Origin of the sequence: Parabacteroides vesiculifaciens (assembly GCF_049860805.1) — a bacterium.
Lineage (GTDB): Bacteria > Bacteroidota > Bacteroidia > Bacteroidales > Tannerellaceae > Parabacteroides.
Window position 1 is genome coordinate 914,634 of record NZ_CP187555.1, and the last position, 15,059, is coordinate 929,692.

At 43.1% G+C, this 15,059-nt stretch carries 6 protein-coding genes; 5 read left to right on the forward strand and 1 reads right to left on the reverse strand.

Going from position 1 to position 15,059, the window contains the following annotated elements; all coding sequences use genetic code 11:
- Positions 1 to 4: 4 nt before the first annotated feature.
- The 3 genes from ACPYIV_RS03640 to ACPYIV_RS03650 all read left to right on the forward strand — a co-directional run bounded on the left by ACPYIV_RS03640 (position 5) and on the right by ACPYIV_RS03650 (position 8,146).
- A complete protein-coding gene (locus ACPYIV_RS03640; RefSeq protein ID WP_425885588.1) occupies positions 5 to 2,491 on the forward strand; it encodes a hypothetical protein in 2,487 nt (828 codons plus the stop codon).
- 10 nt (positions 2,492 to 2,501) lie between these two features.
- Positions 2,502 to 3,740, forward strand: coding sequence for an alpha-L-fucosidase (locus ACPYIV_RS03645; RefSeq protein WP_425885590.1), 1,239 nt, complete (start codon positions 2,502 to 2,504; stop codon positions 3,738 to 3,740).
- Between the two features lie 485 nt (positions 3,741 to 4,225).
- Positions 4,226 to 8,146: a helix-turn-helix domain-containing protein gene (locus tag ACPYIV_RS03650; protein WP_425885592.1), complete on the forward strand. Its 3,921-nt coding sequence runs from the start codon at positions 4,226 to 4,228 to the stop codon at positions 8,144 to 8,146.
- A gap of 24 nt (positions 8,147 to 8,170) precedes the next feature.
- Here ACPYIV_RS03650 and ACPYIV_RS03655 read toward each other — a convergent pair whose 3' ends face one another.
- Positions 8,171 to 9,325, reverse strand: a complete 1,155-nt coding sequence (locus tag ACPYIV_RS03655) for an MFS transporter (RefSeq protein ID WP_301704708.1) — start codon at positions 9,323 to 9,325, stop codon at positions 8,171 to 8,173.
- A gap of 822 nt (positions 9,326 to 10,147) precedes the next feature.
- Here ACPYIV_RS03655 and ACPYIV_RS03660 point away from each other — a divergent pair.
- Positions 10,148 to 12,526, forward strand: coding sequence for an FtsX-like permease family protein (locus ACPYIV_RS03660; protein WP_425885594.1), 2,379 nt, complete (start codon positions 10,148 to 10,150; stop codon positions 12,524 to 12,526).
- Between the two features lie 150 nt (positions 12,527 to 12,676).
- Positions 12,677 to 15,043: an ABC transporter permease gene (locus ACPYIV_RS03665; protein WP_425885596.1), complete on the forward strand. Its 2,367-nt coding sequence runs from the start codon at positions 12,677 to 12,679 to the stop codon at positions 15,041 to 15,043.
- Positions 15,044 to 15,059 lie beyond the last annotated feature (16 nt).

Sequence of the window (15,059 nt, forward strand, 5' to 3'; positions counted from 1 at the left end):
AAAAATGAAAGTGAAAATAAAAAGTTCTGTAGCTGTGGCGGCTGCATTATCCGTGATGAGTTGTACTGCTCAAAAAGATGTGAAAAAGACACCGGATTCCATATCCGGTATTTATCCTCGTTTGGCTTATTATAATAATGAAGGCGAATGCGGGACGGGAGCAGTTGTGCCTTGGGCGGATCGTTTATGGGTGATTACTTATGGGCCTCATTTGCCGAATGGCTCTTCTGATAAATTATATGAAGTGACATCTGATTATCAACAGATCGTACGTAAGGAAAGTATCGGTGGAACACCGGCAAACCGTATGATTCATAAAGAAAGCAATCAGCTTTTTATAGGCCCGTATGCAATAGACATGACAGGGAAAGTACGTGTGATGCCTTATACAACGATGCCAGGACGGCATACTGGCAATGCACGCCATTTGACAGATCCTGCGAATAAAATTTATTACGGGACAATGGAAGAGGGCTTTTACGAAGTGGATGTGAACACACTTGAAGTAAAAGAGTTGTATCAGGATGGAAATAATAAAAAACAGAAAAAAAATGATACGGATGCCGGACCAATCAATGCGTTGTTGCCCGGTGTGCATGGTAAAGGCTTGTATTCTGGGCAGGGCGTGATGCTTTTTACGAATAATGGTGAAGGGACACAGGAAGCTTTGAAGAAATTTGATGTAGAAGCTGGTGTTCTAGCCGAATGGAATGGTAAAGAGTGGAAGGTGGTTCGCCGGAATCAGTTTGTCGAGGTGACAGGTCCGGGTGGAATTTATGGGAATGCCAATCCGGGAACAGATCCGTTGTGGGCGACCGGATGGGACCATAAGTCAGTCTTACTGGGTGTCCGTGATGCCCAAAAAGGATGGACTTTCTACCGGTTGCCCAAAGCCAGTCACAGTTATGACGGAGCACATGGGTGGAATACGGAATGGCCACGCATTCGGAATGTCGGGACAGAGTCTCAGCCTGATTATCTGATGACGATGCATGGAATGTTCTGGCATTTCCCAGGAATGTTTACGGCTGATAATTCAGCGGGTATTCGTCCGCGCTCTGCTTATTTGAAGGTGATTGGTGATTTTACACGTTGGAATGATCAGTTGGTTTTCGGTTGTGATGATTCGGCTCAAAAAGAATTCTTGAACAAGCGAAAAGCAAAAGGAAGTATAGAGGGACCTGGTCAATCGAACTCGAACCTGTGGTTTACCTCTTTGACAAGACCGGATGAATTGGGACCGGCAACGGCTGAAGGTGCTGTTTGGGCAAAGGAAAGCGTGAAGGCAGGTGAAGTCTCAGAACCGTTCCTTTTTAGTGGTTGGACACATCGTTTCGGTTGGGTCAAGAATGAAGGAAAACAACCGGTGATCTTTACTTTTGAAATAGATGAAGCTGGCAAGAATGAATGGAAGACCTTGAAGAGTGTAACAGTAAATGCAGGGAAGTCGGTCTCTATTCCTTTTAGTTCTACTGAAAAAGGAGAATGGATTCGTGTAAAAACGGATAAAAATACATTGGCAACGGTTAGTTTCAATTATACATCTTCGGATCCCCGTTCAACTTCTTCAGATCCGATCTATAAGGGGTTGACTACAGTTGATAAGACAACAACGACCGGAGGTTTATTGTACGGATTGGGTGAAAATCGTCGTGCTTTAGGCTTGTTGGCAAATGTATCGGTGAATGGAAAGATTTCGGAAACCGGTTATTATGAAATGGGGGATAAATTGGAACTGGTTCGTAAAGATGATGCTAAGACAGCCGATTTGATCCGTAGTAAATTTGCGATTCCACAACAAGTAATATCGATAGAAGAAAGTTCTGTTCTGGTGGTAGATGATTTAGGCCGTCGTTGGCGATTGCCTTTAGGGAACAAAACGTATAAAAAACTGACGGAACAGGGGATGCTCCGTATTTGCCGTGAGGTGGCAACCGAACGCGACTTGTTCTCTTGCATGGGGACTTTCTACGAGCTTCCGGCTGAAAATGCGGATGGATATGCAAAGATTCGTCCTGTATCGACACACAATTATCGCATTAATGATTATGCATCTTATCGTGGTATGCTTGTCTTAACGGGTGTGACTCCCGAAGATGGAAAAGAAAATCCGCATGTTGTCATTTCCGATGATGGAAAAGCTGCTGTTTGGGTGGGTGTCATAGATGATTTGTGGACGTTGGGTAAACCGGTCGGCCAGGGTGGTCCATGGAAAAATACGGATGTAAAAGCTAATGTCGCATCTGATCCTTATCTGATTGCTTTTTACGATAAAAAGGAACTTTGTTTATCACACCGGTCTGATAAAAACGTAGTGATAACTGTTGAGGTTGACCCGACGGGAAATGGGGATTGGATGGAGTATGCCTCTTATACGGTTAAGCCGGGAGAAAAGCTAGTACAGCAACTTCCCGAATCATTCCAAGCAAGATGGGTTCGTTTCATATCGGATACAGACACGGAGGCAACAACTTGGTTAGAGTATAAATAAAGGAGAAAAAATGAAGAAAACATTGATATTATTGATTACTTTTTGTTTTTCTTGTTTTGTTTATGCTCAGGAACAAACATGGAGAACAATGCCTTATTTCTTGAAAGGGTATGAAGTACAGTATGAAAAATCTCCCAAAGAAGCTGCTTTAGCGTGGTTTAAAGATGCTCGATTCGGCCTTTTTATTCATTGGGGACCTGCTTCCCAATACGGAAGAGGTGAATGGGTCATGTATAATGAACAAATACCGGTTAAGGAATATGAGCAAAAGGCACGAGAATTTAAAGGTGAAAAATTTAATGCGCAGGATTATGTCGATTTAGCTTTAAAAGCAAAGATGAAGTATATTACTTTCGTGGCGAAGCATCATGATGGTTACACATTGTGGGATACTAAAGCGACGGATTATAATAGCGTGGATTATCCTGCTCAGCGTGACTTTGTAAAAGAACTGACCGTTGCTTGCCGGGAAGCAGGATTAGGGCTGTTTATCTATTATTCTGTGGGTATAGATTGGCATCATCCCTATTTTCTGCCTAATACGATGTATGATCCGGCTCGTCCCCATTATAAAGAGATGCCAGAGTCTTATAAATATCGTAATGTAGAGGATTTTAAACATTATCTGAATTTTGCAAAAACACAGATAATGGAATTGTGTACTCAATATGGGCCAATCGCCGGTGTGTGGTTTGATACGGTGGGAGGAATATATCAATATTCTGAACTTTTTAATATTCAGGAAATATATGATATAATTCATCAGATTCAGCCTCATGCATTAGTGGTGTTTAAAACAGGTGCAAATGGTAATGAGGACTTTATAACCGGAGAGAGAGAAATGGGATCATTGGCTCCTGTTTTTAAAAGTGTCGGATTACCTAAAAAGGTACAAGATGCCGCCGATTTTTCTTGGGAGAGTAATAAAGAAAAGCCGGCAGAGTTAAACATTCCGATCCAGACTTTAGGATGGGCATACCATAACTCCCCGCGACAACGGCAGAAATCGGCTGAAGAGGTTATGGAGCTATTGAGGTATTGTGCAAATATGAATGCTAATTTATTGTTGAATATTGGTCCTCGTCCGGATGGAACTATTCTGGAAGAGAATATTCAGACATTGGAAAAGGTAGGTAGGCAATTAGAGATGGATGGTTTTCCAAAATTGAATACGAAATCATATATGGATTATCGTATGAAAGCGAAACAAAAGGTTCAGATAGAAAAAGAAAATCAGACTGCTAATTGATTCACTTGAATAGATATCAAAAAAAGTTTATAGGAATAAAAAATTCTATAAACTTTTTTTGATATCTTTCCATTTGATATAGTTATAGATTATTATCTTTGGTCAGTGGATAAATGTATCCGTCGATGATGTTTACAGTTCATTTGCCGTATACAGGTTCCTGCCTGCATTGTCAAAATTAGATGTAGCTGGATTTGAAGCCCGAAAAGTGGTGAAGCCTGGAAATATTCCGACAATGTGCTATTTGTTAAAAATATGCGATAATTAGATTTTAGAGATGTTAATGGTTAACTAATCTTTTGTTGTGATCTCCGGTTAGGGGTTATTTGTTAATGAAACCTTCGTTGTAATGCTCCGACAAGGCGTTCAGCAAACAAAACAGACCCGTGGAAAGCCGGTACGGCATTTTCTTTGATTTATATAAGAATGACTGTGCTCTTATTTGGATAATTTGTATCTTTAAGCATTATTTAAATAAGAGTATCATGGAAAACACAACGAAAAGCTTCTTTTTACATGAGGCGTTACAAGCAGATATGATGACGGAGGTCGATTTTGATAAGACGACTCATTTTATATTCCATACTTGTGGCATAGATAAATCATGTTTCAGCAGTAAAAGTAATTCATACTACCCGGCTTCCAATCTTTTGTTGAAAGAGACGGTTCTTCTTTATAAAAATAGGGATTTGCAATGGGTAGAAGTTTTAGCTCGCTTTGAGGAAAAACAGGCGAAATGCTTGATTGAAGACGGGCAGAATCCGGAAAATGCTTTTTTAAAGGCATTCAAAATTTGTAGATGGATGAGCGAAGAGTCCGATTATCTGCAAGTGACTTATATGGATCAGGCAGAAGAAAAAAGGAATGAATTGTTTTTATGGATGGATGATTTATTGTGTCAACAGGAAATGAGCCGGATTGCCAGTCAAGGGAAAACAGAGGCTTTTCTTGAGAGCATGTTAAACAGGCTTCGGGTGAGTGGCCATCTTTGGCATGAAGAAGATATTTGCAGGAAGGTATTATGCCTTTTGAGTTTTGACCCCGAGCTTTTCGATCGCCGTTTATCTTTGGTCATAGATACGGTTTGTGCGTTGACTAAATATGAGTTGATAAAAGAATGTGAAAAAGCAGACTTGCAGGAATTGCTGATGGAGAGGTGCGCTGTTTATGAAAAACAGGTTGAAGAGTTATGGTTTGCAAATGACTGGCATAAAATCCATCCGATACTGGTCAAAGCGATTCAAATGGATACATTGGCATATCTTTTGCTTCTCGATTCGGAAGATTCGGAAAGCGATATTCCGGTAATTTCTGCTCGTATCTGTCGTTATCTATCCCGTATACCATCTCCCTACAGCTCTCTGTTGAAGAATAAATCCTATACGTTGCTTACAGGAGAGATCACCTTGGAGGAACGGATCGATTGGGAATATTTGTCTGATTTCGATGAGAATAAGTTCTTGGAGCGGATTGTCCTTTACTGCCATAACGATGAAATGTGTGTAGATACGGAACCGGAAAATAGATGGAAACAATATAGTAATACGACAAATACGCTGACGCTCGATAATGAAGGTTTTACACTAAGTCCGCTTTTTCCCTCCGTCCATTCCTGGCGTGGCCGGAAAGACAAGGCTTCTATTTTGAATAACCGCTTGTTTGTGGCATCTTTTAGCAAACTTCCTTGTGCTTTTGATTCCTGTAAAAGCATTAAAGATTTTCGTTTGTACTGGAAACAGTTGGAAGAGGATTTTCCGATGTCGGTTTCGACGGATCGCATACCGGTTGCCGTAAAAGAGGTCTCTTTTGTGGAAGAGGAAGAGAGTGTTGTCCCTGCACGGAAAGCCTCTTGCTTAGAGCCTGAAATGCGGGTAACGGTTCGTGTGCTGTATGTAGACAGGGATACCCAATGTCTGCAAACAGAGATTATAGATGAAGAATTTCGTGGAAAGAAAGCATGTCTGCCTTTTTCTTATATCAATTCTTGTTATTATATGATTCCGGGATTTGCGGATTTGTATACGGTAAATGAAATATTCCGTGCTAAAGTCAAACAAACGGATTATGGAGAGATAAAATTGTCGTTGTTGCAGGATTACAATGAGTTTATTTACCCGGAATGTGTCCGTCAGAAGTTTTTGCTTGCTCGTGTCATCGATGTTTCGGACGGGATGGTCCGGTGGTTGTTGTCTACGGGGGCGACTGCTTCAATCAAACAGTCTGTCCATAATAAATATGCCATTGGCGATTATTATAAAATCGGGTATGCCGGGCTGGATCCCGGAAAATTAAAAAATCAGATAAAGATCCAATCACGTGTGAGTGCTGTAGACGAAGACACTTTCAACCGGGAAATTCTCGATAATTACCATGACTTTTTTTCATTTTTGACAAAAGAAGTACAGAGAAGGTATGATGTCGAAGCCCAGAAGGCCAATAATAATCCTTTTGTTATTGCTCTGAAGAATCTTTCTTTTAACGATGTTGCCACTGAAGTAGCCAATGAGGCAAAAGAACCGGAAGAGAAAACCGACCCAATATCGGTCATGGAGGTGAAAGAGGCTGATGATTTCTCTATTAACTCCAAACTGGTACGGGAACTTATTTATTGTATAGACTCATTGGTCTGGGAAGTCGAAGATGTTAGCGAACAATTCAATGCTTATAATATGTTGTGGCTGCTCTGCCGGTTTGCCGGAGATCAGTCTTTGGCGGAGTATTATCGATTGTGTGCCGATTATATATATAATGTAGACAACCTTGCGACGTGTCCTTTCCAGTGTCGTTTTTCCAGGGAAAATATTGTGAAGTTTGATGAACTTTTCTTACGGATGAACAAGCTGGGAATCCAGAAATATGGGCATACTTTCGTCTTCTGCCAGTCCGTTATCGGCATATTGGATGCTTTGTTGCTTTCGGATCCCTTGTCTGTGTTGCGTTCCTATATGGAAGATCCGAATCCTATCGTGTCGGAGTTGGCACGTTATTTCAGTATTACGATTTTCCTGAAAGAGAGCGATGTCGTCTTGCAGGAATTGGCTTATCGGAGTATAAACCATCTGTTGGGCTTTAATGATCATGAAAAGAGAAAAAAATCTTATGTTCCTGTTTGTTTCGGCCACGAAGGTGTGGAAAAGGAATTTAAGACATCTGCTTTTATACATGCCGATAAAAATGCGATGGAGGAGCAATCGGTTGTTTTGGCCCGTGTCATAGCCTCGTTCATGAATACGGATGGTGGAACCCTTTATATCGGCGTGGATGACGGCGGTTACTTGGTCGGATTGACCCAGGAACTGAAGTATTGCCATTATGATAGCGATGTGTATCTACGTACGGTCAACCGGCAAGTGATCCGGTTGTTGGGGGAGAAAGATGATTGGAACCGCTATCAGGAATATGTCCGTTGTCGTTTGTATGAATATGAAGACGGTCGACAAGTGTTGGCTTTCAGGGTTCCTCCTATTAATGAGGTCGTAAAGGTCAAAGGGGCTGTCTATACGCGTTCGGCAAGTTCGAACATGTTGAAACCAGTGCAGAACGTCAGCGATTTTATCCGGAATCGACGGGAGATGAAACTTGATTCGACTCCTTTGAAGCCTGAATTTCCGACTTTTTTCAGCCAAGAGCGTAACGAATATATATTTCCGAAGGCACAGGTTGTGGAACCTGGTGTTCAGCAGAAGCCGGAAACGGATATGCCCGGATTGGAAACTGTCCCGGAAACGCTTGCTTTGGCCGAGCTGGTTCCCGATAAAAAGCCGAGTCAGAGCGGTAAGTTCCACTGGAACATCCAAACTTCTGTAATGAGATGTAATCCTTTGCAAAAGAAGGCGGAACAAGGCTATACGCCTAAGCATGTCTTTTATTCGTTGTTTGCCGATGGAAAGATAGCCTGCTCTTTAAGCCCGAAGATCGGTGTTTGGGGGAGGGAAAAAGGGAAAGTGCTGTTCTCTTGTAATCCGGATGATAAGGAAGAAATATTGGTATCGGTCTGGTTGACCGGTGAGGTCGGAATTTCCAATTTGAAGAAAATGTCGCAGTATAATACCCCGTTGTCATTTGTTGATACGCTCGATCCTTTGTTTTTTATTGCTCCGGCACGTAGAAACGATTATTTGTTGTTGATCTCCGAGAAGGACGGCGAGAAGCGTTATCGTGTGATACTTGTGGATGAATTAGGCAAGTCGATGGGTGTGCAACCCAAAAATACGCTTATACTGGAACCGGATAAAGGAACGTTTATCTTTGCGGAAATCCTTACATCCGAACATATCGGATTACTTAACGAAGAGAAAACACGGTTGGATGATTTTGACCAATATAATGGAGGTCGGTATTGGGAACACTCCCAACATCGGCCGAATGTCGGTGTCATCTGCAAGTTGTGTAATCTCCCGTTTTGAAAACGGGCGGAGAGGTATAGGAGGCTAAAGCTTCCTGTACTGCAACCCCAGAAACACTCCTCCCGGCAGCAATATGATCCCGGCTGAAACCAGCAGAGCAACCTGGAGCGAATACATGTCATTCAGCCAACCGATAAAGGGGGCGATAGCGGCGAACATCAGGCGGATTATGAAATTACGGATGGAGAGTACTGTCGCCCTCATGTCGGAAAAAGTCATTTGATTGATATATCCTTTTAGGATAGGAGTGGCAAACCCCCGGAAGATGTAAAAGACAAGCAGGATGGCAAGCCCGGCGTATGTCAGGTTGAAAGCGAGCGCGACATATCCGCCGACGATTACCACAAGGATCAGGATTCCCATCTTGCGCGGTCCGAAGTAACTGTCTACGCGGTCAGACCAGAGAGCAGCGAAACCGACCGTCAGGTTCAGTACCGTCCAGATGATGCCATACCAAGATACGGGAGTTTCCAAGTACATTAAAACCGGCTGTACGAACCAGGCCATCGTGAGGGTTGCCGCCCCGATGATCCCCGAAAACATGATGTTGTAGCAAAGCTTTTTGTTCGTCACCAGCGAATATTTGATGATCCGGACAATTTCGTCCACCGGATTCTGTATTTTGTTGGAACGGTTGACCTCCTTAAGCGCGAATGCCGCCGGAATGCCTGTAAATGCAATCACAGCTTGCGCATAAAAAGGAAGACGAAGGGAATAAGCCGCCAATAAACCGCCAAAGATACCCGCCAGCGCTTCGGCGAAATTGCCGATCATCGTGATCCGCCCCTCATATCGTAAGTATAAATTTTCTTTTTTGTATTGGGAGGTCGTGTCGTATAATAAAGCGGAATCCGCTCCGTTCACCAGCGTTTGTCCTGTGCCTAACAAGATTTCAGCGAAAAGGAAAGCCGTGAATGTCGAGGTGAACGAATAGCACAGATATCCGAAGAAGAAAAGGATACACCCCAATATCAGACATTTGCGCCGTCCCCAAACATCTGCCAGATAACCCGAAGGAATCTCCAAAGCAACGGCAGCAACCGAATAGACACTCTTCAGGATAAACACGTCCTGCAATCCTAACCCGTGTTTTTCGTAAAAAAGCACGATGATAGGCATAACCAGCGTGAACCATTTGGACAGTTTGATCAGATAAAGAGCAAGTATATTCCGTTTCATGCCTGCAAAAGTACAAAATAAATGAAATGGCTTTTCCCATCCGTATACTCTTATTGTAAAATACGGCTTATTTAACAATTGTCGGATTTGATGATGAAAAAGTTCGGGTATCTCTTTTTTGAAGGCAAAACGGACCATTTTTCATATTTCTGCCGGTTTTCCGCGATGATGACCGTCTTTATCGCCATGAAGATTGACTTCGTCGCCATGAAGACGGTCGTCATTACCCATGGTCCCGGCAGCTCACGGCAACGAAGACGGTCGTCATTGGAATTTTCTGCGCACCTCACGGAAACAAGACGGCAAAAAGGTTTTGTCGTAAACGAAACACGCCTTGACATTGTCCGGAAATATTCGATTCTCCGAGACTTGAGCTTTATCATATTTTCCTGTTTTTCCCGATTAGGCTGACAAAACAGAGTTGATAACCGGATAAGCTGCCGGTCTCATATCTGCTGTTGTCAAATAAAAATCATTTGGCCTGACAAAGTGTAAAATAAAAATGAACAGAATTTTCAGATGAAATAGAAAAAGGGAGAAAAAGGGGTTATTGTCATTTTTTTATTAATGAAGCTAATCGGATAGATTCATTTTATATCAGATATGGACTATCTTTTTAGCAGGTAATGGTCGCAGCCAGGAGAGCTTTCCGGATAGTGTTTTCACTGTCTAATATTTATACACCACTGTCAAATAATTGGACATTCCGGTCATAGATTCTAATGTATATGTCGCTGATTATTATGTAATTATGTTATTTGGCATACTTTTTGAATAAATTCTATTATAATTAAGTATAGTCAAATCAAAAAAACTACAGATATGAAAAACTTGGAGATCGCTGTCCGCTCGCTTTTTAGAAAAGGAAGACACAATGGAATTAAGATTTTATCTTTGGGAGTCGGACTTGCTATGGGGTTGGTGCTGATTGCCAAGGTATGTTTTCAATTGTCTTATGATGACTTTTATCCGGATGGAGACCGTATTTATCAGATACGGGAAAATATGACATTGGGTGAAAAGAAGTTGGAAGATGGAGACCATGTCAGTGGAGGTATAGCGCCGGGAATGAAAGCAGAGGTTCCGGGAGTTGTTGCTGCTACTCGCGGTCAGCAATTGGGGGGATGTGTATTTTTTACGTCGGACAAGAATCGGTATGAAGGCGACTTTATTATGGCGGACGAATGCTTTTTTGATGTTTTGCCGCGTAAGGTGTTGGTTGGAAATGTCAAAGAAATACTTTCGAGACCTTCATACGCGCTTGTCTCCGAAAGTATGGCTGAGAAGATTGGTCAGGGAAAGGATGTTGTCGGGATGACATTCGAAATTATTAATTACCCAGGGAAGAAAATCAATATCGGAGGTGTATTTGAAGATGTTCCTGAAAATTCACACCTGAGATATGATGTGATGCTTTCGCTTTGCTCCAATAAAGAAGTAAGGGGCTGGAGCAATGAAGAGGGGTGGTTTGGTGCTGATAGCTATAAGGCTTATGTTAAAGTGCAACCCGGATTGGAGCAAGCCAACCTTGAAGCTGAAATGGCAAAAATGCTGGACAGGCATGTCCCTTCTGAAAAATTGGAGGAAATGGGTCTTGAATATAGTTTGACGCTGAAACCCTTAAAAGAAGTTTATGCTACTTCTTCTGCGGTAAAAGGAATGGCTGTGATGCTGTTGTTGATCGCGTTTGCCATACTGTTTGCCGCTTTGATGAATTATATACTGTTGGTGATTTCATCGTTGGTGACACGTTCGAAAGATGTTGCTGTTCATAAATGCTACGGCGCGTCCACTTGGAATATTTCGGATATGATATTCTCTGAAGCGTTTTTGAATCTTATGGTATCCCTGATTGTTTCCGCCCTTTTGATCCTTTCTTTTCGCGGGATGGTCGAAGAACTGTTAGGGGCGTCATTGGGAGGATTATTTACGGTTCAAACCGTTTTACTTTTGGCGGGTGTTTGTGTCTTGGTATTTTTGTTTGCAGGCTTGCTCCCTTCCCAGCTTTTTTCGCGAATACCGGTTGCTGCCGCTTTCCGTTCTTACAGGGAATCGCGACGGATTTGGAAAAAAGTGTTATTGTTCATCCAGTTTATTGCAGTCGGCTTTTTGGTAACCTTGTTACTGATTATCGGTTTGCAGTATCATCGGATGGTAACGGATGATCCGGGTTATTCGTATGACCGGGTTCTCTATTCAAGCATTCCGGGCGTGAACAGTACTGCAATACAGACGGTGATGGATGAATTGGCTAAATTGCCGGAAGTGAAGTCCGTCGCAGCTTCTGACAGGTTACCGATCGAGTCTGGTAACGGCAATATGATTTTTCGTCAAGGAGGGGATGATGCCATCTTGCATATTTCGGATATGGGATATGTAAATGCCGATTATATTCCTTTAATGGACATTAAAGTTATTGAAGGAAAAGCTTTCGACCGCTCGTATTCGGATTCGTCACGTGTGGCTATGGTTAGCCGGACAACGGCGGAAAAACTCGCGCTCATATTGGATTGGAAAGAGGGGGTTGTCGGGAAAAAGATATACCTGAGCGGACATGGGATGCCGAACGATTTCGAGATTCTTGGGGTGTATGATGATGTTCGTGTCGGTGCTATCAGTTCGGAAATTATGTCTCCGACAGTCCTGTTTTATTCAAGTCAACCGGGGCGCATGGTTTCTGTCAAATTGCATAAAGAACTGACAGTCGAAAATATGAAACTTGTCGAGCAGACCATAAAAAATCTTTTTCCCGATAAAGACATAACCATAGCGTCCTATGATGTAAGCATAAAGAATTTGTATTCCGATTCCCGTCTGTTCCGTAATTCCATCATGTTGGGAGGTATTGTAACATTCCTGATCACCCTGATCGGATTGATCGGTTATATTTCGGATGAGACGAATCGCCGCAGCAAAGAGATAGCGATCCGGAAGATAAACGGGGCGACAGTCGGTAATATATTGGTGATTATCTCGAAAGATGTGCTCTATATGGCTGTTCCGGCTGTGATATTCGGGGTGATCGGTTCGTATATAATGGGAGAAAACTGGTTGCAGCAGTTCTCCGAAAAGATACCGTTGAGCGTGTTTATCTTTGTTGGCAGTGCATTGGCGATCTGGCTGTTGGTGTTGGCAACGGTCGTACTGCGCACTTGGGAGATTGCCAATGATAATCCGGTGAAAAGCCTGAAATCCGAATAAATCCTAAGTGTCTAATTATTGTACACCACTGTCAAATAATTGGACACTTTCAAAAAATGATCGTGGTTTTATTTGTCTGTATTTTAGCTCGTTATTCCTTTTGGCACGCTTTTTGGTTTTTTAATAGGCAGAATATAATAAATACAAGATATGAAAAACTTGAACATCGCATTACGTTCTCTTTTTAAGAAAGGCAGAAGTAACGGGATAAAGATATTATCCCTGGGAGTCGGACTGGCAATGGGGCTTGTCCTTATATCAAAAGTTTGTTTTGAACGTTCGTTTGATACATTTTATCCGGACAGCGACCGTATTTACCGCTTACATGAGAATATCATCCGGAATAATGAGTATAAGTCTTATGGACAGGTGAGTGGAGGAGTGGCTACAGGTATGCAGGTCGAGATACCGGAAGTAGAAAAAGCAACCCGTCTGACCTATATTGGCGGAGATAAGGAATTGTTCAAAACGGAAGATGGGAGCCGCTATTCCGCCCGCTATGTGATGATGGCCGACACGAATGTGTTCGACCTGTTGCCGCGTCCTATCCTGATCGGTAACCCGAAACAGGTGTTGGCACGTCCGGGTTATGTGATGGTTTCCAGCCGTATCGCCAATCTGCTGGGAGGAGTTGAAAATGCTATGGACCGGAAATTTGAATTCGAATCCAGCCCGGGACAGACTTATACGATCGGTGGCGTGTTTGAAGACGTACCGGAAAATTCCCACCTGCGTTTCGAGATTCTGGTCTCGCTCGAAGGGATGAATAAATGGAGCCGTGAAAACTGGTTGGGTAATGACCGCTATCTGGGATATGTGAAACTCTATCCGGGTGTAGATCCCGAAAGCCTGACCACGGCGATACGGGAGATGCAGGGGCGCCATTGCGATCTTGAGGAACTGCAGAAATCGGGTGTCGATCTGACTTACAGCCTCGTCCCCTTAATGGATATGCACAGTAACGACAAAGAAGTGAAGAGCATGAATTCCCTGTTGATATTCTTAGCTTTCGTACTGATTTTTACGGCTGCGATGAATTATGTGCTGATCGTGATTTCCACGCTGATCAACCGGACCAAGGAGGTGGCTGTCCATAAATGTTACGGAGCTTCCGATAAGAACCTGTTCGGCATGATTATGTCGGAGACCTGTTTGCACATGCTGATCTCGCTGCTGCTTGCCGCTTTCCTGATTATTTTGTTCCGTACGAAAACGGAAGAGCTGTTGGGCGCCACATTGGGGGCTTTGTTCTCGGCACAGACTGTTATGATTTTAGTTGCAGTTTGTATCGTGATCTTCTTCATTACGGGTTTGATACCGACCTATATGTTCCTGCGCATTCCGGTAGCCGCCGCATTCCGTAACTTTAAAGAGTCACGCAGGTACTGGAAACTTTGTTTGTTGTTCATACAGTTTTTGGCGACTGCCTATCTGGTGGCATTGTTGTCGGTGATCAATAAGCAATATGACTATATGGTGAATGTCGATCCCGGATATGCCTACGAAAAGTTGGCTTATAGCCCGACACAGGGAGTGGAAGAATCCGTTCGGAATACGGCAATCGAGGAATTGCGCAAGATACCCGAAGTAGATAAGGTTTCGGCTTGTTATGATTTACCGATTTGGGGAATGTCGGGTAATAATGTTTCGCTTCCCGGAGATGATCGCGAGCTGTTTAATATAGCCGACATGTACTGGGTGAAAGATGATTTTTTCTCTTTGATGGAGATTCCGATTATTGAAGGAGAAGTGTTCCGTTCGGACGGATCGGCTTCGAATAAAGTGATGGTCAGCCGCTCTTTCGTGAAGAAAATGGAACAGTTGGTTGGCTGGACAGGCAGTGCGATCGGTAAGAACGTTATTATTACGGAACATTCCAATAATGGCGAACCGTTTACGATCTGCGGCATATATGAAGATATTTGCCTCGGAAGTACCGGTAATCCGGATGTCCGTCCGACCGCCCTGTTCTATGATAAATATGCCCCGACGATCCTGATCAAGTTCCACGAGATGTCGCCGGAGAATATGAAGAAAGCTCAAAAGGTATTGGAAGAGGTGATACCTGACCGGAACATAACAGTGACGGCTTATTATATGGATATGATAGACCTGTATAAGGATTCCCGTACGTTTCGCGATTCGGTTATGATCGGGGGTATCGTGACGTTGATCATCGCTTTGATCGGCTTGTTGGGATATACCAGCGACGAAACGAACCGCCGCGGACGCGAAATCGCTATCCGTAAGGTGAACGGAGCGACAGCTTGGAGTATCTTGAAGATGATTTCCAAAGACATCTCCTATATTGCGATTCCGGCCATTGTGATCGGTATGACGGTCGCTTATTATTCCGGTACGGGATGGTTGGAGAAATTTTCGGAAAAGGCGCCTATCGGATTTTTGATATTCCTGGCCGGAGCAATGATAGTCTATATTTTGATCGTTGCTTGTGTCCTGTACCGCGCATGGGCAGTGTCGAATTCTAACCCTGTCGATAGCCTAAAGTCGGAATAACACAAAGGGAAGATGT